The organism is Pseudoalteromonas sp. SW0106-04 (assembly GCF_001293805.1).
Lineage (GTDB): Bacteria > Pseudomonadota > Gammaproteobacteria > Enterobacterales > Alteromonadaceae > Pseudoalteromonas > Pseudoalteromonas ruthenica.
In genome coordinates this window covers 37573-60979 of sequence record NZ_BCAI01000019.1, presented here as the reverse complement: position 1 = coordinate 60979, position 23407 = coordinate 37573, and the positions used below count along the sequence as shown (strand labels likewise).

The 23407-nt window shown below is 47.1% G+C and carries 18 protein-coding genes and 1 tRNA gene; 4 read left to right on the top strand and 15 right to left on the bottom strand.

Translation table 11 applies throughout. The annotated features are described in order from the left end of the window. From W04_RS17190 to deoC, 15 genes are all read right to left on the bottom strand, one after another. Positions 1-744 (bottom strand): elongation factor Tu (locus W04_RS17190; protein ID WP_138590946.1); only part of this gene is annotated, 744 nt, incomplete at its 3' end. Positions 745-801: 57 nt separating this feature from the next. Further along, positions 802-2919, bottom strand: coding sequence for an elongation factor G (gene fusA / locus W04_RS17185; protein WP_022944283.1), 2118 nt, complete (start codon positions 2917-2919; stop codon positions 802-804). Positions 2920-2946: 27 nt separating this feature from the next. Then, positions 2947-3417 carry a 30S ribosomal protein S7 gene (rpsG, locus tag W04_RS17180; RefSeq protein ID WP_022944284.1) on the bottom strand — a complete coding sequence of 157 codons (471 nt, stop codon included), beginning with the start codon at positions 3415-3417 and terminating at the stop codon, positions 2947-2949. Positions 3418-3515: 98 nt separating this feature from the next. Beyond that, entirely contained in the window at positions 3516-3890 is a 375-nt protein-coding gene (gene rpsL / locus W04_RS17175) for a 30S ribosomal protein S12 (RefSeq protein WP_022944285.1), read from the bottom strand. Between the two features lie 191 nt (positions 3891-4081). Further along, positions 4082-8260, bottom strand: coding sequence for a DNA-directed RNA polymerase subunit beta' (gene rpoC / locus W04_RS17170; protein ID WP_022944286.1), 4179 nt, complete (start codon positions 8258-8260; stop codon positions 4082-4084). Positions 8261-8348: 88 nt separating this feature from the next. Then, entirely contained in the window at positions 8349-12374 is a 4026-nt protein-coding gene (rpoB, locus tag W04_RS17165; RefSeq protein WP_053911724.1) for a DNA-directed RNA polymerase subunit beta, read from the bottom strand. A 274-nt stretch (positions 12375-12648) separates the two neighbouring features. Further along, positions 12649-13011 carry a 50S ribosomal protein L7/L12 gene (gene rplL, locus W04_RS17160; protein WP_022944288.1) on the bottom strand — a complete coding sequence of 121 codons (363 nt, stop codon included), beginning with the start codon at positions 13009-13011 and terminating at the stop codon, positions 12649-12651. Positions 13012-13092: 81 nt separating this feature from the next. Continuing rightward, positions 13093-13587 (bottom strand): 50S ribosomal protein L10, encoded by a 495-nt coding sequence (gene rplJ, locus W04_RS17155; protein WP_022944289.1) that lies wholly within the window; start codon positions 13585-13587, stop codon positions 13093-13095. Positions 13588-13871: 284 nt separating this feature from the next. Continuing rightward, complete coding sequence (gene rplA, locus W04_RS17150) at positions 13872-14576, bottom strand: 50S ribosomal protein L1 (RefSeq protein WP_022944290.1); 705 nt, start codon at positions 14574-14576, stop codon at positions 13872-13874. Positions 14577-14580: 4 nt separating this feature from the next. Then, a complete protein-coding gene (rplK, locus tag W04_RS17145) occupies positions 14581-15009 on the bottom strand; it encodes a 50S ribosomal protein L11 (RefSeq protein ID WP_022944291.1) in 429 nt (142 codons plus the stop codon). A 167-nt stretch (positions 15010-15176) separates the two neighbouring features. Further along, positions 15177-15734 (bottom strand): transcription termination/antitermination protein NusG, encoded by a 558-nt coding sequence (nusG, locus tag W04_RS17140; protein WP_022944292.1) that lies wholly within the window; start codon positions 15732-15734, stop codon positions 15177-15179. A gap of 4 nt (positions 15735-15738) precedes the next feature. Next, positions 15739-16116: a preprotein translocase subunit SecE gene (secE, locus tag W04_RS17135; protein WP_022944293.1), complete on the bottom strand. Its 378-nt coding sequence runs from the start codon at positions 16114-16116 to the stop codon at positions 15739-15741. Positions 16117-16238: 122 nt separating this feature from the next. Further along, a tRNA-Trp gene (locus W04_RS17130) sits at positions 16239-16315 on the bottom strand. A gap of 92 nt (positions 16316-16407) precedes the next feature. Further along, entirely contained in the window at positions 16408-16917 is a 510-nt protein-coding gene (locus W04_RS17125) for a hypothetical protein (protein ID WP_022944294.1), read from the bottom strand. Further along, positions 16914-17645: a deoxyribose-phosphate aldolase gene (gene deoC, locus W04_RS17120; RefSeq protein ID WP_231658193.1), complete on the bottom strand. Its 732-nt coding sequence runs from the start codon at positions 17643-17645 to the stop codon at positions 16914-16916. The genes W04_RS17125 and deoC overlap by 4 nt, the downstream gene beginning before the upstream one ends. 255 nt (positions 17646-17900) lie before the next feature. On the opposite strand from deoC, the gene cysG reads away from it, so the two are divergent. Genes cysG through W04_RS17100 form a run of 4 tightly spaced genes read left to right on the top strand, consistent with a single transcriptional unit; the run spans position 17901 to position 23406 of the window. Continuing rightward, the gene (gene cysG, locus W04_RS17115) at positions 17901-19322 is read left to right on the top strand and encodes a siroheme synthase CysG (protein ID WP_053911722.1); all 1422 of its coding nucleotides are present in this window, start codon (positions 17901-17903) and stop codon (positions 19320-19322) included. 41 nt (positions 19323-19363) lie between these two features. After that, on the top strand, positions 19364-20263 hold the full coding sequence (cysD, locus tag W04_RS17110; protein ID WP_053911721.1) for a sulfate adenylyltransferase subunit CysD: 900 nt from the start codon (positions 19364-19366) through the stop codon (positions 20261-20263). Further along, positions 20263-21684: a sulfate adenylyltransferase subunit CysN gene (cysN, locus tag W04_RS17105; RefSeq protein WP_053911720.1), complete on the top strand. Its 1422-nt coding sequence runs from the start codon at positions 20263-20265 to the stop codon at positions 21682-21684. The genes cysD and cysN overlap by 1 nt, the downstream gene beginning before the upstream one ends. 3 nt (positions 21685-21687) lie before the next feature. Continuing rightward, positions 21688-23406: an SLC13 family permease gene (locus W04_RS17100; RefSeq protein ID WP_053911719.1), complete on the top strand. Its 1719-nt coding sequence runs from the start codon at positions 21688-21690 to the stop codon at positions 23404-23406. Position 23407 lies beyond the last annotated feature (1 nt).

The following is a 23407-nucleotide window of genomic DNA, read 5'->3' as shown; positions in this document are numbered from 1 at the left end:
AATACCTACGATTTCAACTTCGTCGTTCACGTTGATGATACCCGCTTCTACACGACCAGTTACTACTGTACCACGACCCTGGATTGAGAATACGTCTTCGATAGGCATGATGAATGGCTTATCGATGTCACGCTCTGGCTCTGGGATGTAAGAATCTAGTGCTTCTGCAAGCTCTACAATCTTGTCTTCCCACTCTTTCTCGCCTTCTAGCGCTTTAAGAGCTGAACCTTGGATTAGTGGTAGGTCGTCACCTGGGAAGTCGTACTCTGAAAGTAGTTCACGTACTTCCATCTCTACTAGCTCTAGTAGCTCTTCGTCATCAACCATGTCACATTTGTTCATGAATACGATGATGTAAGGTACGCCAACCTGACGAGATAGTAGGATGTGCTCACGTGTTTGTGGCATAGGACCGTCAGTAGCCGCAACTACTAGGATCGCGCCGTCCATCTGTGCAGCACCTGTGATCATGTTTTTAACGTAGTCAGCGTGTCCTGGACAGTCAACGTGTGCATAGTGACGTGTCGGAGTGTCGTACTCTACGTGTGAAGTTGCGATTGTGATACCACGCTCACGCTCTTCTGGAGCGTTATCGATTTGTGCGAAATCACGTGCTACACCACCGTATACTTTTGCTAGTACGTTAGTGATCGCTGCAGTTAGAGTTGTTTTACCGTGGTCAACGTGGCCGATTGTACCTACGTTTACGTGCGGTTTCGAACGTTCAAACTTTTCTTTTGCCATTTTCAAAATTCCTATAAAGAAATTAAAGTCCGACCCGAAGATCGGACCGAACTCAAATTACTTAACAGCGCGAGCTGCAATAATTCCATCAGCTACATTTTTAGCCGCTTCTGCGTACTTGAGGAATTCCATCGAGTACGAGGCACGACCTTGTGTAGCTGATCGTAAGTCAGTTGCATAACCGAACATTTCTGAAAGTGGTACTTCGGCGTTCACTTGTTTTAAGCCGCCTGGTGCCTCTTCCATTCCTTCGATCATACCGCGACGACGGTTTAGGTCGCCTACAACATCACCCATGTTTGCTTCAGGAGTGATCACTTCTACCTTCATGATAGGCTCTAACAACACGGGGTTCGCTTCAAGCGCGCCGTTACGCATTGCCATTGCACCTGCGATCTTAAAGGCCATTTCGTTAGAGTCGACATCGTGGAACGAGCCATCGAATAACGTCGCTTTAACGCCCAGAAGCGGATAACCAGCAAGAACACCTTGCTCCATCTGCTCGTGGAGACCTTTTTCTACCGCTGGAATATATTCCTTCGGTACAGTACCACCAACGATTTCGTTAACGAACTCGAATGTTGGTGCTTCTTCATCGCTAATATCAAGCGGTTCAAGTTTGACCCAAACATGACCATATTGGCCACGACCACCCGATTGACGAACAAACTTACCCTCAACCTTAACGGCTGAACGAATCGCCTCACGGTAGGCAACCTGAGGTTTACCAACGTTACATTCAACTTTGAATTCACGCTTCATACGGTCGACGATAATATCGAGGTGTAATTCACCCATACCAGAGATAATAGTCTGGCCAGATTCTTCGTCTGTTTGTACGCGGAAAGAAGGATCTTCTGCCGCTAGTTTACCTAGCGCAATACCCATCTTTTCTTGGTCTGCCTTGGTTTTTGGCTCTACCGCAACAGAGATCACCGGCTCTGGGAATTCCATACGCTCTAGCGTAATGATTGCATTCCCGTCACACAGGGTATCACCTGTTGTTACGTCTTTGAGACCAATCGCAGCGGCGATATCGCCGGCACGAACTTCTTTGATCTCTTCACGTGAGTTTGAGTGCATCTGGACGATACGACCGAAGCGCTCACGCTTTGATTTAACTGGGTTATATACCGTGTCACCCTGGGCAACTGTGCCTGAGTACACACGGAAGAAGGTTAGCGTGCCTACGAACGGGTCGGTAGCAATTTTAAAGGCCAATGCTGAGAAAGGCGCTTTGTCATCTGCTGGACGCGTGTCTTCAGTCTCGCCATCATCAAGAACACCTTGAATCGGTTTAACTTCGGTAGGTGAAGGCATGTATTCAATCACGGCATCAAGCATCGCTTGCACGCCTTTGTTCTTGAACGCACTGCCGCAACTCATCAGCACAATTTCGTTGCTTAGAGTACGAGCACGAAGGCCTTGCTTGATCTCAGCTTCGCTGAGCTCACCTTCTTCTAAATATTTGTCCATTAGCTCTTCATTGGCCTCAGCCGCCGCTTCCACAAGAAGTGAGCGGTATTCTTCGGCTTGGTCTTGAAGCTCTGCCGGGATCTCCTCAAATGTAAATGACATCCCCTGGTCCGCTTCGTTCCAGTTGATGGCTTTCATCTTGATAAGATCAATTACACCTTTAAAGTCTTCTTCAGCACCAATAGGCAGCTGAATCGGAACAGGAGTTGCACCCAGACGGGTTTTCACCTGATCTACAACCGACAAAAAGTCGGCGCCAATACGGTCCATTTTATTTACGAAGATCATACGTGGAACTTCGTATTTATTGGCCTGACGCCAGACTGTTTCTGTCTGTGGCTGTACACCTGATGAAGCACAAAGCACGACAACAGCACCATCAAGTACACGCAGTGAACGCTCAACTTCAATGGTGAAGTCTACGTGCCCTGGGGTATCGATGATATTGATGCGATGGTCGTCAAATTGCGCGTCCATCCCTTTCCAGAAACAAGTGGTCGCAGCAGACGTGATAGTAATACCACGCTCCTGCTCTTGCTCCATCCAGTCCATAGTTGCAGCACCATCATGTACCTCACCAATTTTGTGAGATAGGCCCGTGTAGAAAAGTACACGTTCCGTCGTGGTGGTTTTACCTGCATCTACGTGAGCACAAATACCGATATTGCGGTAGCGCTCAATTGGAGTTGTACGTGCCATATAATCCTCTTAAAGGTTAAGGACAGATTACCAACGGTAATGAGCGAATGCTTTGTTCGCTTCAGCCATACGGTGAACGTCTTCACGTTTCTTAACCGCAGTGCCTTTGTTATCAGCTGCGTCGATCATCTCTTGAGCCAGACGAAGGCCCATAGATTTTTCACCACGCTTACGTGCAGCTTCAACCAACCAACGCATACCTAGTGCGTTGCGGCGAACTGGACGAACTTCAACTGGTACTTGGTACGTTGAACCACCTACACGGCGAGATTTAACCTCTACCTGTGGGCGAACGTTTTCAAGTGCAGACTCAAAGATTTCTAGGTGCGGTTTGCCTGATTTCTCAGCAGCCACGTCTAGCGCACCATAAACGATGTTTTCAGCAGTAGACTTTTTGCCGTCAAGCATTACTACGTTGACGAACTTTGCAAGTAATTCTGATCCGAACTTAGGATCTGGAAGAATTTTACGTTGACCTATTACGCGTCTTCTAGGCATTTTATCTCTCCGATTTCTTCAGGTCTGTTTTTTGAACAGATTCCCAAAACTAATATTTAATTAAAACTTAAGTGCTTGGCCTTACTAACGGAGAACCATTAGCCCTTAGGACGTTTTGCACCGTACTTAGAACGACCTTGTTTACGGTCATTTACGCCGGCACAGTCAAGTGCACCGCGAACAGTGTGGAAACGTACACCAGGTAAGTCTTTAACACGACCACCACGGATAAGGATTACACTGTGCTCTTGAAGGTTGTGGCCTTCACCACCGATGTAAGATGTTACTTCGAAACCGTTTGTTAAACGTACACGGGCTACTTTACGTAGAGCCGAGTTTGGTTTCTTAGGAGTAGTGGTATATACACGAGTACATACACCACGCTTTTGTGGACATGCCTTAAGCGCGGCTGAGTTACTAGTTGTAACCTTGCTGCGACGTGGCTTGCGCACTAGCTGGTTAATAGTTGCCATCAAATAGCTCCTGATGAAAAATTAAAGTTACTACTGAAATTAAAAATTCCGCCCAATTTACACACTGCGATAACACCAGCGAGTAAAAGGGTGGCGGAATTTTAATGAGCAAAGTTTAGCCTGTCAACCAAAACAACGCCGAGAGCGGTATTATACCGCCCTCAGCGTGACTTAATTATGAAATTAAGCGGTTATTCTTGGTCGCCAGACAAATCTGCATTAAGTGCATCAGTCAGTGCTTGGGTTGCTTCCTCGGCACTTACTGTTGGCTCAAGCAGTTCCTCTGCATTCTGTTTACGACGATTTTGGCGATCTTGGTGATACGCAAAGCCAGTACCGGCTGGGATCAAGCGACCCACGATTACGTTTTCTTTCAGACCGCGAAGTTCATCGCTCTTACCATTTACAGCAGCTTCAGTTAGGACACGTGTGGTTTCCTGGAACGAGGCTGCTGAAATGAATGATTCGGTTGCCAATGACGCTTTGGTAATACCCATTAGCTGAATTTCATACTTCGCTGGGATCTTACCTTCGGCCTCAAGTTCACGGTTTGCGATGCTTACGCGTGCAACTTCAACCTGTTCACCGGCTAGGAATTCAGTGTCGCCACCATCGAGGATGATACATTTACGTAGCATCTGACGAATAACAGTTTCGATATGCTTATCGTTAATCTTTACACCTTGCAGACGGTAAACGTCTTGCACTTCATTAACGATGTAGTTAGCAACATCGGTCACACCACGTAGACGAAGGATATCATGCGGAGACTCTGGACCATCGGCGATTACTTCACCTTTGCTCACCGTCTCACCTTCGAACACGTTAAGCTGACGCCACTTTGGAATCATCTCTTCGTATGCATCACCTTCCGCTGGGGTGATGACAAGACGCTTCTTACCTTTGGTTTCTTTACCAAAGCTTACCGTACCTGAGATCTCCGCTAGGATGGCTGGATCTTTCGGCTTACGCGCTTCGAATAGGTCAGCAACACGTGGTAGACCACCGGTAATATCACGAGTTTTCGAACCTTCCTGCGGGATACGTGCAAGCACATCACCCGGGTTCACCGTGGCACCATCGCTCACCTCAATGGTGGTGAATGACGGTAGGCGAATCTCTTGCAGGCCGCGCTCTTCATTCTCAATGATAAGCTTAGGCTCTTTCGCATTCACCTTGGCTAGGTCTTTAACAACCACACGCGTTAGACCTGTCAACTCGTCGGTCTGAGCTTCGGTGTTAGAGTCATCGATATCGCTGAACGATACTTTTGACTCATGCTCGATGATGATTGGGTGACTGTGCGGGTCCCACATCGCTACGATGTCGTTGCCTTTCACTTCGGCACCATCTTGTACCGTTAACACTGCACCGTAAGGTACTTTATAACGCTCTTTCTCACGACCGTGCTCATCAATGATGGTGATCTCGGTAGAACGTGAAGTGATAACGATCTTGCCTTCTGAATTCAATACATATTTCGCATTGTGAAGCTTCAGACGACCGTTGTTTTTAACTTGTACGCTGTTCTCTGCAGATGCCCGCGATGCCGCACCACCGATGTGGAAGGTACGCATGGTAAGCTGTGTACCTGGCTCACCGATTGACTGTGCTGCAATAACACCGACCGCTTCACCTGGGTTGATGATATGGCCACGAGCCAAGTCACGACCGTAACATTTAGCACATACACCAAAGTCATTGTCACAAGTGATAACAGAACGAACACGTACTTCATCCACTGAGTGCTCTTCAAGTAGGTCACACAGCTTTTCATCAAGCATGATGTTACGCTCAACCAACACTTCCTCAGTGCCTGGCTTAAGTACGTCTTCAGCAACTACACGCCCTAGTACACGCTCGCGTAGCGGCTCTACTACGTCACCACCTTCAATGAGTGGCTTCATAGTTAGACCATCTTCCGTGCCACAGTCGCTCTCATTGATTACCAAGTCTTGCGCTACGTCTACGAGACGACGCGTTAGGTAACCCGAGTTCGCTGTCTTCAATGCGGTATCGGCAAGACCTTTACGCGCACCGTGCGTTGAGATGAAGTACTGAAGTACGTTTAGACCTTCACGGAAGTTCGCGGTAATTGGCGTTTCGATGATTGAACCATCTGGACGAGCCATTAGACCACGCATACCCGCTAGCTGACGAATCTGAGCTGCACTACCCCGTGCGCCCGAGTCGGCCATCATAAACACTGAGTTGAATGAGTCTTGCTCTTCTTCGTTACCTTCAGCATTGATAACAGTGTCTTTCGATAAGTTCGCCATCATTTCGCGTGATAAGTTTTCGTTCACACGTGACCAAATATCGATAACTTTGTTGTACTTCTCACCCGCTGTTACAAGACCAGACTGGAACTGTTGGTTGATTTCGGCAACCTCAGCTTCCGCTGCATCGATGATCTCAGTTTTAACCGGCGGGATTTCCATGTCGTTGATGCCGATTGATACACCCGATTTCATCGCATAGTGGAAACCGGTGTACATCACTTGGTCAGCAAACACTACGGTGTCTTTCAAGCCTAGACGACGGTAACACTCATTAAGCATACCTGAGATTTGCTTCTTACCTAACGCACGGTTAACCAGTGAGAAAGGTAAGCCTTTAGGCATGATCAACGAGAAAATAGCACGACCGACAGTGGTATCGATAACGCCGGTCACTTCTTCAGTGCTGCCGTCTTCTTCGATTACCGTTTCTGTCATCCGTACTTTTACTCGAGCATGTAGCTCGGCAGTACCAGTACGATAGGCTTTTTCAGCTTCTTTCGCGTCTTTAAATACCAGGCCTTCACCTTTGGCATTAATGCGGTCACGGGTCATGTAGTAAAGACCCAAAACAACGTCCTGTGAAGGTACGATGATTGGCTCACCGTTCGCAGGCGAAAGAATGTTGTTGGTTGACATCATCAACGCGCGCGCTTCTAGCTGCGCTTCTAGCGTTAATGGTACGTGAACCGCCATTTGGTCACCGTCGAAGTCAGCGTTATACGCCGCACACACCAATGGGTGTAGGTGAATCGCTTTACCTTCGATAAGTACCGGCTCAAACGCCTGGATACCTAAACGGTGAAGGGTTGGTGCACGGTTAAGTAGCACTGGGTGTTCACGAATAACTTCGTCTAGTACGTCCCAAACCTCTGGTACTTCGCGCTCAACCATCTTCTTCGCAGCTTTGATGGTTGTCGCCATACCACGGCGCTCAAGTTTGCCGTAGATGAAAGGCTTGAATAGCTCAAGAGCCATTTTCTTAGGCAGACCACACTGGTGTAGTTTCAGTGTAGGACCTACGGTAATTACAGAACGGCCTGAGTAGTCAACACGCTTACCAAGAAGGTTTTGACGGAAACGACCTTGCTTACCTTTGATCATGTCTGCAAGCGACTTAAGTGGGCGCTTGTTAGAACCGGTAATAGCACGACCACGACGACCGTTATCAAGAAGCGCATCCACAGCTTCTTGCAGCATACGCTTTTCGTTGCGTACGATGATGTCTGGCGCGGCTAAATCGAGAAGACGCTTCAAACGGTTGTTACGGTTGATCACACGACGATAAAGGTCGTTTAGATCTGACGTCGCAAAACGACCGCCATCTAGTGGTACAAGTGGACGTAGATCAGGCGGTAGCACTGGAAGAACGCTCATTACCATCCACTCAGGGTTGTTACCTGACTGGTGGAACGATTCCATCAACTTCAAACGCTTGGTAATTTTCTTACGCTTGGTTTCAGAGTTGATAGTTGGTAGCTCTTCGCGCATTTCTGCAATCAGCTGACCTAGGTCGAGTTCTTTAAGAAGATCAAGTACAGCTTCTGCACCCATCTTCGCTTCAAATTCATCACCGTGCTCTTCAAGAGCATCAAGGTACTCTTCTTCACCTAAAAGCTGACCACGCTCAAGCGTCGTCATACCAGGTTCGGTTACCACGAATGATTCGAAGTACAGCACACGCTCGATGTCACGAAGCGTCATATCAAGCATTAGGCCGATACGCGATGGCAGTGATTTTAGGAACCAAATGTGTGCCACTGGGCTTGCCAGCTCAATGTGACCCATACGGTCACGACGCACTTTGGTTAGCGTTACTTCAACGCCACACTTTTCACAAATAACACCACGGTGCTTCAAGCGCTTGTATTTACCACACAAACACTCGTAATCTTTCACTGGGCCGAAAATACGGGCACAGAATAAGCCGTCACGCTCAGGCTTGAAAGTACGGTAGTTAATGGTCTCAGGTTTCTTTACTTCACCATATGACCATGAACGCACCATGTCCGGCGAAGCAAGACCAATGCGAATTGCATCGAATTCTTCGGTCTTATTTTGTTGCTTCAGAAACTTAAGTAAGTCTTTCACCTTAGCTCTCCTGTCGGAGGTTAATCTCGAGGGCGGCAAGCCGCCCATTTATTTGTTCGCAGGTTTGGGCGCCTTGCGCCCGACCGGCTTATTCTTCTTCCAGCTCGATGTTGATACCGAGTGAACGGATTTCTTTCAACAATACGTTGAATGATTCTGGCATACCCGGTTCCATCTTGTGGTTACCGTCAACGATGTTCTTATACATCTTAGTACGACCATTCACGTCATCCGACTTCACAGTCAACATCTCTTGCAGGGTATAAGCCGCGCCGTACGCTTCTAGTGCCCAGACTTCCATCTCACCGAAGCGCTGACCACCGAACTGTGCTTTACCACCTAGCGGCTGCTGCGTTACTAGGCTGTATGAGCCAGTAGAACGCGCGTGCATCTTGTCATCAACAAGGTGGTTCAGTTTCAGCATGTACATGTAACCAACCGTTACTTGACGCTCAAACTGATCGCCAGTACGACCATCATACAGCGTTACCTGACCGCTTGATGGGTAACCACCGAGCTCCAACATTTCCTTGATTTCGCTTTCGCGAGCACCGTCAAATGCAGGAGTAGCAATCGGTAGACCGCCTTTTAGATTCTCTGCTAGGCGACGAACTTCGTCATCAGAGAAGCTAGCGATGTCTACTTGCTGGCGACATTCACCCAGTTCGTAAGCTTTCTTGATGAATTCACGCAGTTCGTGAAGCTCACGCTGCTCTTTCATCATTTCTTCAATACGCTCACCGATACCGCGTGCCGCAAGACCCATGTGAGTCTCTAGGATCTGACCGATGTTCATACGCGATGGTACGCCCAGCGGGTTCAATACGATATCAACGGTACGGCCTTTCTCATCGTAAGGCATGTCTTCTACAGGTACGATAGTCGAGATAACACCTTTGTTACCGTGACGACCCGCCATCTTATCACCTGGCTGGATGCGACGTTTAACCGCTAGGTAAACCTTCACAATCTTCAATACGCCTGGTGCTAAGTCATCACCTTGAGTGATCTTGCGACGTTTAGTTTCAAACTTCTTATCGTACTCAGCTTTTAGCTCATCGTACTGCGCTGCTAGTTGCTCAAGTTCTGCTTGCTTGCCTTCATCAGCTAGGCTTTGTGTTAATAGTTTATCAGCAGCGAGGCCTTCTAGGCTGGCTGCATCCATGCCTGCGCCGGTCAATAGACCACGAGCACGGCTTAACACACCTTCTTCAAGGATCTTGAACTCTTCGTTGAAGTCTTTCTTCGCTTCACGAAGCTGCATTTCTTCGATTTCAAGCGCACGTTTGTCTTTTTCTACGCCGTCACGGGTGAAGACTTGTACGTCGATTACGGTACCTGATACTGAGTTTGGTACACGTAGCGAGCTGTCTTTAACGTCAGACGCTTTCTCACCAAAGATGGCACGCAGTAGCTTCTCTTCAGGCGTAAGCTGAGTTTCACCTTTAGGTGTTACTTTACCTACTAGAATGTCGCCGCCTTTCACTTCTGCACCGATGTAAACAACGCCAGACTCATCTAGCTTGCCCAGTGCAGACTCACCCACGTTCGGGATGTCAGCAGTGATTTCTTCCGGCCCAAGCTTAGTATCACGAGCAATACACTGAAGCTCTTGGATGTGGATAGTCGTTAGACGATCTTCTTTTACAACGTTCTCTGAAAGGAGGATTGAATCCTCGAAGTTGTAACCATTCCAAGGCATGAATGCCACGCGTAAGTTTTGACCTAACGCCAAGTCGCCAAGGTCTGTTGACGGACCATCAGCAAGCACGTCACCACGTACAATTGGCTCACCAACCATACAAGTTGGCTTTTGGTTAATACAGGTGTTCTGGTTAGAACGGGTGTACTTAGTTAGGTTGTAGATGTCGATACCCGCTTCACCAGGTACACGCTCATCTTCATTTACGTTGATAACGATACGGCTCGCATCAGCGTAATCAACCACCCCACCACGCTTAGCAACGATAGTTACACCCGAGTCTTTCGCAAGTGTAAGCTCGATACCTGTACCTACTAGTGGTTTATCAGCACGTAGTGTTGGTACAGCCTGACGTTGCATGTTCGATCCCATCAATGCACGGTTCGCATCATCGTGCTCTAGGAATGGGATAAGCGCAGCAGCGACTGAAATAACCTGTTGTGGCGAAACGTCCATATACTGGATATCATCGCGCGGCATCAAGGTTGACTCGCCTTTGTGACGGCAAGTAATCAGCTCTTCTACAAATCCGTTGTCATCGTTTAAGTCAGCATTTGCCTGAGCAATAACGAACTGACCTTCTTCGATAGCAGAAAGGTAATCAACCTCGTCGGTAACCGCACCATCAACCACTTTACGGTAAGGTGTTTCTAGGAAACCAAAGTCATTGGTACGTGCATACGTAGACAATGAGTTAATTAGACCGATGTTTGGACCTTCAGGCGTTTCGATTGGACATACGCGACCGTAGTGCGTTACGTGTACGTCACGTACTTCGAAGCCTGCACGCTCACGCGTAAGACCACCCGGACCTAATGCAGAAATACGACGCTTGTGCGTAACTTCTGATAGCGGGTTGTTTTGGTCCATAAATTGAGAAAGCTGTGATGAACCGAAGAACTCTTTCACCGCTGCCGAAATTGGCTTGGCGTTGATAAGGTCTTGCGGCATGATGGCATCAAGGTCACCAAGGCTTAGACGCTCACGTACAGCACGCTCAACACGAACTAGACCGACACGGAACTGGTTTTCTGCCATTTCACCCACAGAGCGGATACGACGGTTACCAAGGTGGTCGATGTCATCAACATCGCCTTTACCGTTACGGATATCGATAAGCACTTTCATCACGGCAACGATGTCTTCTTTAGACAAAGTACCTGGGCCTTCGTCGGTGTCATAACCAACGCGGCTGTTGAACTTCATACGACCTACAGTTGATAGGTCATAGCGCTCATCGGTAAAGAATAAGTTTTCAAATAGCGCTTCTGCAGCTTCTTTTGTCGGCGGCTCACCTGGGCGCATCATACGGTAGATTTCTACCAAGGCCTCAAGGCGGTTTGTAGTTGAGTCGATACGAACGGTATCTGACATGTAAGAGCCGCTGTCTACTTCATTGATATATAAAGTAGCAATTTCGGTGTGACCTGCTTTAACAAGCTCAGCCATTAGCTCAAGCGATAGTTCATCGTTGGCATTGGCGATTACTTCACCTGTTGACTCATCAACATAGTTTTTCGCTAATACCCGACCGATGACGTACTCATGCGGTACTTCTAGCTGCTTGATGCCTTTTTTCTCGATGCTCTTGATGTGACGCGCAGTAATACGACGGCCTTGTTCTACCAAGACTTCGCCATCTTCGCCTTTAATGTCAAAGGCTGCGGTTTCACCACGTAGACGCGCAGGCACAAGCTCCATAAGAACTTTACCGTCACTCACCTCAAAGGTAGTAGTTTCAAAGAAGATATTAAGAATTTCTTCTGTTGAATAATCAAGCGCGCGCAAAATGATCGACGACGGCAACTTACGGCGACGGTCGATACGTACGTAGAGATTATCTTTAGCGTCGAATTCAAAGTCGAGCCATGAACCACGGTAAGGAATAACGCGAGCGTTATAAAGCACCTTACCAGAGGAGTGCGTTTTACCGCGGTCGTTATCAAAGAATACACCAGGTGAACGGTGTAGCTGAGAAACGATAACACGCTCAGTACCATTGATAACAAAGGTACCTGTGTCAGTCATGAGCGGAATTTCGCCCATGTAAACTTCTTGCTCTTTGATGTCTTTAACTGTGCCGGGTGCTTCTTTGTCCATAAGCACAAGACGAAGTTTTACGCGAAGTGGAGCAGAATAAGTCACACCGCGGATTTGACATTCTTTAACATCGAACACTGGCTCACCAATACGATAACTTACGTATTGAAGCTCAGAGTTGCCCGAATAGCTTTTAATCGGGAAAACGGAGCGGAAGGCAGCTTCCAAACCGAAATCGCCGTCAGCGTCCGGAGTTAAGAATTTTTTAAACGATTCTAACTGCATTTGCAGTAAGAAAGGTACGTCCAAAACCTGTGGACGTTTACCAAAATCCTTACGGATACGTTTCTTTTCAGAATAAGAGTAAGCCATGGGGTTCCTCAGCTTGCTGATCTTTGACCCTACCTGTTCTTGTAAGAACAGACATAACTGGCATCTATGCCAATATTTACAACATTTAGAATTGTTGTTCCTAAATGTCACTGCTATTGCCAATGAAGTTACGTAACCAATTGAAAATAAAAGTGAAATTTAGGTTTAGAGCACCCTGGAGCAAATTTTCGCTCTATAGCGCAAAAGGGCCGGTGATTAAATAATCACCAGCCCTTGCCTGATTACTCAGGCAGCGAACCTAGCATACGCTAGATTACTTGATCTCAACTTCAGCACCAGCTTCTTCAAGATCTTTCTTAAGTGCTTCAGCTTCTTCCTTAGAAACACCTTCTTTGATAGGTGCAGGAGCTGATTCAACAAGTGCTTTAGCTTCTTTAAGGCCAAGACCTGTTGCGCCACGTACCGCTTTGATAGCAGCAACTTTGTTACCGCCAGCGCCAGCTAGGATTACGTCGAACTCAGTCTTCTCTTCAGCAGCTTCAGCAGGACCAGCAGCAACAACAGCAGCAGCAGCAGTTACGCCGAATTTTTCTTCCATTGCTTCAACTAGTTCAACAACTTCCATTACTGACATTTCAGCAATAGCGTCAAGGATTTGGTCTTTAGTTACAGACATTATAAATTTCCTAATATTCTCGAACCCGAGGGTTCATTAAATTCATTACACCGATAAAGAACAATAGCTTATAAATAAAAATTAAGCAGCTTGTTCTTGTTTCTGGTCGCGAACTGCAGCAAGAGTTTTTGCCAACTTGCCTGCAGAAGCTTCTTTCATAGCGCTCATTAGACGTGCAACTGCTTCGTCGTATGTAGGTAGCTTAGCTAGCATATCTACATCTACGATTTCACCGTCAAATACAGCCGTTTTAAGCTCAAATGCTTCGTTACTCTTTGCGAAATCTGTGAAGATACGCGCTGCAGCACCTGGGTGCTCAGAAGAGAAAGCGATTAGGCTAGGGCCTACTAGTGAATCGTTAAGACACTCGTAATCAGTCCCTTCGATAGCGCGTTTAGCTAGCGTGTTACGAACGACTTTCATCCATACACCTGCTTCACGAGCTTCTTTACGAAGTGAAGTGATAGCGTCAACAGTTACACCACGAGAATCTGCAACTACTGCAGATAGAGCACCTTTGGCAGCTTCGTTGACTTCAGCAACAATTGCTTTTTTGTCTTGAAGATTTAAAGCCATGGGTGTTACTCCTGGTTCAGTGAGATACCGAAATACCTCAGTTTTACTCTACTCCATCATCATGACGGAGCTGCTTGTTACGGCGAGAGCCAGAAGATTAGGAAAAATCTAGCTGGGATTCACACCGTCTACGTAGGAAATTAAGCAATACGTGACTGCACCTACGGTCTTGGACGGAAGCCAACAACGTTGGCTTCAACCCGAATTCGTTGATTGTTGAGTTCAATACTCAACAAAATGGCGCGAAATTATAGTATAAAAATCGCGCCACGTAAACTCCTAAATTACGCTACTTGCGTGCTTAGTGAGTTTTGGTCAACAGCAACACCTGCGCCCATAGTAGTCGAGATGCTTACTTTCTTGATGTAAGTACCTTTTGCTTGTGAAGGCTTAGCCTTCTTAAGCGCTACGATAAGAGACTCAAGGTTTTGTTGTAACTGTTCAGCAGTGAAGTCAACTTTACCAATGGTAGAGTGAACGATACCGTTCTTGTCGTTGCGGTAACGAACCTGACCCGCTTTCGCGTTTTTAACTGCTTCAGCAACATTAGGTGTTACAGTACCAGTTTTAGGGTTAGGCATAAGACCACGTGGACCTAGGATTTGACCTAGTTGACCAACAACGCGCATTGCATCTGGAGAAGCAACAACAACGTCAAAGTCCATCTCGCCAGCTTTTACTTTGTCAGCAAGATCTTCCATACCTACGATATCCGCGCCAGCTTCTTTAGCTGCGTCTGCATTAGCACCTGAAGTGAATACAGCAACGCGAACGTCACGACCAGTACCATTTGGAAGTACAGTCGCACCACGTACGTTTTGGTCAGATTTACGTGCATCGATACCAAGGTTAACAGCAACGTCAACACTTTCAACGAACTTAGCAGTTGCTAGCTCTTTTAGAAGTGCAACAGCTTCGTTGATTTCGTAATCTTTAGTGACATCCACTTTTTCGCGGATAGTACGCATACGTTTAGTTAATTTTGCCATTATCTTAGTCCTCTACGTTCAAGCCCATTGCACGCGCAGAACCTGCGATAGTGCGTACCGCAGCGTCCATATCAGCCGCTGTAAGGTCAGGTTTCTTCATCTCAACGATCTCTTCAAGTTGAGCACGAGTAACTGTACCCACTTTTTCAGTGTTAGGACGGCCTGAACCAGACTTAATGCCTGCAGCTTTCTTAAGTAGGTAAGCAGCAGGTGGCGTTTTCATGTCAAACGTGAAAGAACGGTCATTGTAAACAGAGATGATTACAGGAACCGGAGCGCCTTTCTCTAGAGATTCTGTACGAGCGTTGAACGCTTTACAGAATTCCATGATGTTTACACCGTGTTGACCTAGAGCAGGACCTACTGGTGGACTAGGGTTAGCCATACCAGCAGCAACTTGTAGCTTGATTAAAGCTTCAACTTTTTTAGCCATGATTATACCTCGTTAGGTGGGTCTTAGCCTCGTGCGCGCGAGGACGCGTACTCAAACGGCTTCCCAATTAATAAAAAACCTATTTTGCAGCCAGCATTTTCAGCTGCTACAAAAAGGCCGCTGATTATAAGTTAATCAGCGGCCTTTTTCAACATTAGTTTGCGAACTTACTTGTCTTGTTCAACCTGACCAAATTCAAGTTCAACAGGTGTAGAACGACCAAAGATAAGTACCGATACTTTCAAGCGGCTTTTCTCGTAATCCACTTCTTCAACCACACCGTTGAAATCAGCAAATGGGCCATCAATAACACGTACCACTTCACCTGCTTCAAACAAGGTGGCTGGCTTCGGTGCTTCAGCATTTTCTTCAAGACGATTAAGAATGCGGTCGGCTTCGCGCTTGCTGATTGGTGCTGGACGATCAGAAGTACCACCAATGAAACCCATCACTCGAGGAGTGCTGTTCACTAAGTGCCAGCTCTCATCATTCATGTCCATTTCTACCAGTACGTAGCCTGGGAAAAATTTACGCTCTGACTTGCGCTTTTGACCGGCGCGCATTTCCACTACTTCTTCAGTTGGCACCAGCACCTCACCAAAGCTATCTTCTAGACCTTGGATTTTGATGTGCTCTTTGATGGTTTGCGCAACACGCTTCTCAAAACCTGAGAAAGCCTGGATTACATACCAACGTAATTTCTTTTCTTTGTTCTCATCCGTCATGGGATTAGATCTCCAATCCAGTTAAAAAGCCCACTAGGCGGAATAAAATTCCGTCCAATCCCCACAAGATAAGCGCCATAATCACTGTCGCGATCATTACGATAAATGTTGTGTGTGTGGTTTCTTGGCGTGTTGGCCAAACAACTTTGCGTACTTCGATGCGAGCTTCTTTCGCAAACGAGATGAAGGAGCGACCTTTGCCCGTCGTTGCCGCAATACCCAGGGCAACGGCGATTGCAGCAACCACGCCAATAGCTCGAATTAACGCAGACTCTTCACCATACATGGTGTTGCCTACTACTGCTGCTGCCAGCAACGCAATGGCGATAAGCCATTTTACCAAGTCCATCGGGCTTGACGAGTTTTCTACATTTGCACTCATAATCCTAATACCTTAAATACAGACACAACAACCCCGTCACACGACAGGGTAAATCTATCCAAATCTAACCTTAAAAACATGCTTTAAAACAGATTTTTAGACTTAGACTTGTCTGTGAAAAGTGGCAGGGGCGGAGAGATTCGAACTCCCAACCGTCGGTTTTGGAGACCGCTGTTCTACCAATTGGAACTACGCCCCTGCAAAGTGGATGCCCATTATACTGACCAGTGACGCTAAAACAAGAGCAAAACAAAGGCCACCGAAAATTAATTTAGTGGTAGAGGCTGTGATTTATTTAGCGCTATAAAGCTGTAATGGCTCATGCGTGCCTTGCCAGTCGGTTAATAGCCAAATTTGTTCGAATGGATGACCTGGTGCAAGGACCAACTGCGGCTTTACTTCAAGAAAGTCTTGATGATGCCAAAGCGTGCTAGCATTGCGAATTAGTAGCCATACGCGCTTGCTGTCATAACGTTTGGCGGCCTTGGCACTGAGTAGTTTAGAGAGTGCATAGCGCAGCTGCTCTGTATCTGGGTTTAGTGCCAACTGCGCCAGTTGGCGTTGTATATCAAGGCTCAAAGGTCGACCAAGCACGGCCATCGCTTCATGCTCGTTGGCATACAGATGCGCAATCTCTATATCTAAGCGCTCACTTTCCATGTAGCAACTGACATCGGGCTTCGCTGGTTGATTGTGCCAAATATGGCGCATCGGAATATGATAATAGCGCTCATAGGCGCGCAGAAAGCGTCGCGCAGCATCATGCTCTAGCGCTATTTTTTCCGCTTCACTGTCACTCATAACACTTTGTACAACTCACCCAGTAATGATGATGCCCCGAAGCGAAAGTTAAAAGGCGTCAACCATGCTCCACCCATAGTGTTTACCGCCATATCCAGATATAACTGCGCTTGGCTTAGGTTTTTTACGCCACCAGAGACCTTAACACCCACCGCTCGCTCACTGTGTGCAACTTCGTCGAAAATCACCGCGACGGCCTCTGGCGTCGCATTAATAGCCACTTTCCCGGTGCTGGTTTTAATGAAGTCAGCGCCGCCGACTATGGCAATGCGACTGGCAATACGTACTTGCGACAAGCTCAATTCGCCACTTTCAATAATCACCTTTAGCTTCGCTTTATTGGCACAGAGTTCACGGCTTTGACGTACATATTCCAAAGCTTTTTGCTCGTCGCCCTGCTGCAACGCTCGATAAGGTAGCACCAAGTCAATCTCATTGGCGCCCAATTGCAGCGCTTCGCGCGTCTGCGCCAAAACAGTGGCCAAATCCTCGTCACCAGTTGGAAAGTTGGTCACTGTGGCCAATGGAATTTGTTGTAAGTTGCGATTATCGAGCTCGCGACGTGTTAGCTGCAACCATTGTGGGTAGACGCACAGCGCTGCAGGCAGTGCATGAGCGGTATTAATTTGCGCCACGAATTGACACATTGCATCCTCACTGTCGTGCTCTTGCAATCGGGTGTAATCTAAACAAGCGAGCGCTAACTGCGCATCGTGAACATCACTCATGGTCATCTCCTGGTCCTGCGCTTAGTGATTATATCGCCGTTATCGCTTTCAATTTTATCACTTTAATCTACTTAAAATAGCGCCTTAATATTGATTTTCATTGCCTTAAGCCATTTCACAAGTCGGCATATAACTTTTAGATATATAAGCTTGGAACAAATTATTTTTTAACCGTTAATGCTGCCTATATCCTTGCATTCTCCAAGCTCAATAAAACATTGTCGCTTTCGGTGTTAACAAATTAGGTGGTGCGCGGTGCAATATTTACCCATTTTTACAAAACTTGATGACAAGCCGGTACTCGTGATCGGCGGCGGTGAGGTCGCACTGCGTAAGTCACAAGCTTTCCTCAAAGCACGAGCTAAAGTTACGGTTATTGCACCTGAGTTTTGCGCTGAACTTGAAGCCCTTGCAAAGCAACAAAAATTAACGTTGCAAAGAGCTTATTTTCAGCCAGAGCAAGTGCTTGGCTATATGTTGATTATTGCTGCTACTGATAACGATACCGTAAATACCCAAGTATTCGAAGCCGCTGAACAGCATAATATTTTCGTTAATGTTGTCGACGATCAACCTAAATGCCGGTTTATTTTCCCCTCTATCGTGGATAGAGATCCAATCACCATTGCTATTTCCAGTGCAGGAACTGCGCCGGTATTGGCTCGCCGACTACGGGAAAAGTTGGAAACGTTAATTCCTCAGCATATAGGCGCATTGGCCAAATTAGTAGGTAGTTTCCGAAAACAAGTAAAGCAACGTTTTACAAGCTTTGATGATCGTCGTCAATTTTGGGAACGGGTGTTTGATTCCAATGTTGTAAGCACCGTGCAAAAAGGCAACATCGAACAAGCCAGTGACGAACTCACGACTATGCTTGATGACAATCTGCCCCCTCAAGGCGAAGTGTATGTGGTTGGCGCAGGCCCTGGCGACCCTGAGTTATTGACCCTCAAAGCTCTGCAATTGATGCAGCAAGCCGATGTGGTGGTATATGACTACTTGGTATCAGATGAAATTATGGAGCTTGTGCGACGCGACGCTGAGCTCATTTGCGTGGGCAAACGCGCAGGCGACCACAGTGTGCCACAAGAGCGCACTAATGAGCTGCTCGTTGAGTTGGCACAACAAGGTAAGAAAGTGTGCCGCATTAAGGGTGGTGACCCCTTTATTTATGGTCGTGGTGGTGAGGAAGTACAAGTGCTAGCCAGTCACGGTGTAAGCTATCAAATTGTACCAGGTATTACTGCAGCAGCAGGGTGCAGCGCCTATGCGGGTATCCCGTTGACACATCGCGACCATGCTCAGGCCATCCAATTTGTCACCGGACACTGCAAAAAAGAGGGTCAAGAACTGGATTGGCCCTCTTTGGCTAAACCCAATCAAACTTTGGCTATCTATATGGGTGTGATTAAGTCACCGCATATTCAAGGCCAGCTGCTGGCTCATGGGCGCAGTGCTACTACTCCTGTGGCGATAGTAGAAAATGGCACACGCAAAGATCAACGTGTTGTCACCGGGCAGCTGGCGCAGCTCAGCGAACTGATTGAAACACATACGATTCAATCCCCGGCGTTATTAATTATTGGCGAGGTCACTTCGCTACATCAGCAACTTGCATGGTTTGGCAAAAAAACGCAAACTAGCAGCTTTGCTCAGCCTCTCACTGATGTGGCTTGACCTTGAAAGAATCAAATCTCTAGATTATTAGGACAGAAGCTATGGCTTTAACCCATCTTCAGCAACTTGAGGCTGAAAGTATCAAAATCATCCGCGAGGTTGCGGCTGAATTTGACAACCCGGTGATGCTTTACTCCATTGGTAAAGACTCATCGGTGTTACTCCATTTAGCACGTAAGGCGTTTTATCCAGCCAAGATCCCCTTCCCTTTGCTGCATGTGGACACCAACTGGAAGTTTCGGGAAATGATTGCCTTTCGCGATCGTATGGCCAAAGAATACGGCTTTGACTTGTTGGTGCATAAAAACCCTGAGGGCTTGGCAATGAATATCAGCCCCTTTGAGCACGGTTCGGCTAAGCACACTGACATAATGAAGACTCAAGGTTTGAAACAAGCCTTGAATCAATATGGGTTCGACGCCGCCTTCGGTGGCGCTCGCCGTGATGAAGAGAAATCGCGTGCCAAAGAGCGAGTTTATTCATTCCGTGACAAGCATCACAGATGGGACCCAAAAAACCAGCGCCCGGAATTGTGGAGCACTTTCAATGGTGAAGTAAACCAAGGTGAAAGTATTCGTGTGTTCCCACTTTCAAATTGGACTGAGCTGGATATTTGGCAATATATCTACCAAGAAAACATTGAGATTGTGCCGCTGTACCTAGCAAAAGAACGTCCGGTGGTCGAACGTGACGGCACCCTAATCATGGTGGACGATGAACGTATACCTCTTAATGAAGGCGAACAGCCACAAATGAAGTCGGTCCGTTTCCGTACCTTAGGCTGTTACCCTCTGACTGGTGCAGTCGAGTCGACGGCTGACTCGCTAACGGGGATCATCGAGGAGATGCTGCTATCAACCTCATCAGAGCGTGAGGGTCGGGTCATTGACCATGATTCAGCAGGGTCTATGGAGAAGAAAAAACGTGAGGGGTATTTCTAATGTCAGCAACTGCTAATGAAGTCAAAGAGCTAGGCATCGAAGCCTATCTAGCACGTCAACAAGACAAAAGTTTATTGCGCTTATTAACCTGTGGCAGTGTCGATGATGGGAAATCAACCTTAATTGGTCGTTTGCTACATGATAGTCACCAAATCTATGAAGATCAGTTAGCCGCACTGCATAAAGACAATGAGAAAGTCGGGAATGCGGGTGAGGAGCTTGATTTAGCGCTGTTAGTCGATGGCCTGCAAGCTGAGCGCGAGCAAGGTATTACCATTGACGTGGCCTATCGTTACTTCTCTACCGCCAAGCGTAAGTTCATCATTGCTGACACTCCAGGGCATGAACAGTACACCCGCAACATGGTAACGGGTGCATCAACCAGCGATCTTGCTGTCATTTTGGTTGATGCTCGCTATGGCGTGCAAGTACAAACCAAACGTCACAGCTTTATCTGTGATTCACTAGGCATTGAACAGTTCGTCGTCGCGATTAACAAAATGGATATTGTCGACTTTGATGAAACTGTTTATGAAAAAATTAAGGCGGACTACTTAAAATTTGCTGAGCAACTTAATGTTAAAGACATTAAGTTCGTACCGATGTCGGCGCTTAAAGGTGATAACGTGGTTACTCGCTCAGAGCATACTCCTTACTACACCGACAAACCGCTACTAGAGCTATTAGAAGACTCGCCTGCAGCAGCGACCGATAACGGCTTTGAACCACGGTTACCGGTGCAATATGTAGTACGTCCGAACCTTGACTTTAGGGGCTTCCAAGGAACCATTACGTCAGGACAATTTAAAGTCGGTGATGCCGTAAAAGTGCTGCCTTCAGGTAAAATATCCAGCGTCAAGGAGCTGGTCACTTTCAATGGTCACCTTGATCATGCTGAGGCAGGTCAAGCTATCACTATGACTTTGAACGATGAAATTGACGTAAGCCGTGGCGATGTCATTGTGCCCGCGCACTCAAGTGCGCAAGCAACCAACCAACTGCAAGCAAAATTGGTATGGATGCATGAGCAACCCTTAGAGCTGGGTAAAACCTATAATTTCAAGCTAGGTACTAAAAAAACCGCAGCGGTGGTGTCACGCATTGACCACACCATTGACGTCAATACTCTAGAAAAGGGTCAAGCTGAAAGCTTACGGCTCAACGAAATTGCCATCGTCACGTTGGAGTTGACCGAGCCGATGATGGCCGATATTTATCGTGATAACCGCGAAACCGGCGCCTTTATTCTTATTGATCGTCTCAGTAACCTGACTGTGGGAGCGGGAATGGTCGAGCAAGTGCTAGCGGCTCAAACGTCTCAGCATAACGCTCAGTACAGCGATTTTGAAATTGAGTTCAATGCCTTAGTACGTAAGCACTTCCCGCATTGGCAAGCCATCGATATTAGCAAGTTGAAATAAACGATGGATGTGGTCTTTTATGCAGCGATTATAATCGCGTTGTTTGCCGGGTTGGTACTCACTCATGTACGCCCAGCAACACTCTTTTTCGTTGCATTATTAGGCTGCTATGTGTTGGGGTATATCGATACCCCAACATTACTTGGTAACTTTACTAATACTGGCTTAGTCACTTTGGTGTTGTTAATGTTGGTGTCTATCGCCTTGGAACGCACGTCGCTGTTACAGCACGTTGCTAAAGGTATCGTTAGCCCATCATTGCGAGCCAGTATTGTTAAAGTAAGCACCGTGACCGCTGCCGCTTCGGCTTTTTTGAATAATACCGCCGTTGTCGCTTCATTGGTGGGGCCCCTTACTCGCAATAAGTATCACGCACCTTCTAAGCTACTTATCCCGCTATCCTATGCTGCCATTTTAGGAGGGACGACCACGCTTATTGGTACCTCAACAAACCTCATAGTAAATAGCTTTACGCAGCAATATGATGGCTTCAACCTCGCCATGTTTAGCTTTTTACCCATAGGTATCGCAGTCACCTTAAGTGGAATAGCCGTACTGATTTTATGTCGGCGACTGCTGCCAAACTACCCAAGGGTAGAAGGTGAGCACAAAGAGTATCTCCTTGAAGCAAAGGTTAGTGCAAACTCACCACTTATTGGTAAAACCATAGAAAAAAATGGCTTACGTGATCTTGATGGCCTGTTTCTGGTTGAGATTGTCCGTGAGCGACGCTTGATAAGCCCTGTCAACCCGGAAAATAAAGTACGAGCTGGCGATAAGCTTATTTTTACCGGTCATGTGCACAGCGTCGCCGCCTTACAGCGCATCCCGGGCTTAACTTTATTTGCCGACAGCAATGGACTATTGAGCTCGAACCTACAAGAAGTGATTGTCACACACACCTCAACGCTTGTGGGACGAACCTTAAAGGCAACGGGCTTTCGTGCGAAGTTCGACGCCGCTGTGGTGGCTATTCATCGCAATGGTGAGCGCCTCTCCGGAAAGCTTGGCGAAGTGACAATCCGCCCGGGCGATCGCTTTATGCTCGCGGTCGGTCATGATTTTCATAATCGCTCCAACCTGGATAAAAACTTTTATTTCGTCAGTGAACATGAGGTTGATAAAACCTATGGCCGTAGAAGTGAAGCCACTTTATTGGCAGGGTTTGCCGCTGTTATCGCCCTGGCGGCGACGGGGACAATTGCCTTGGTGCAAGGGCTATTGCTGTTTATTGCCTTGCTGTTAGCCACTAAGGTGCTTGATGGTCAAGAACTCAAAAGGCGCTTTCCTTTTGAGCTAGTCATCATTATTGCCTCAGCACTGGGCTTAGCTCATGCTTTCAGCGGCTCCGGAGCAGAGCAAGCCTTACAACAATGGTTGGCTGGCTACAGCGCGCTCACACCGTTTGTCGCGCTGATAGTGGTGTATATGATCACCGTGGTGATGACTGAGCTTATCACCAATAATGCCGCTGCGGCGCTCATGTTTCCATTGGCCTATGGCTTAGCCAGCTCCTTGGAGGTGAATTTGATGCCCTTTGCCATGGCTGTTGCTTATGGCGCTAGTGCCGCATTTATCAGCCCTTATAGTTATCAAACCAATATGATTGTAATGAATGCGGGGCAGTATCGCTTTGCCGATTTTGCCCGCATAGGTGTGATCATGTCTATCGCCTATGCGGTGGTAGTGCTCAGCCTCATTACTTATGTCTTTCCGTTTTAAT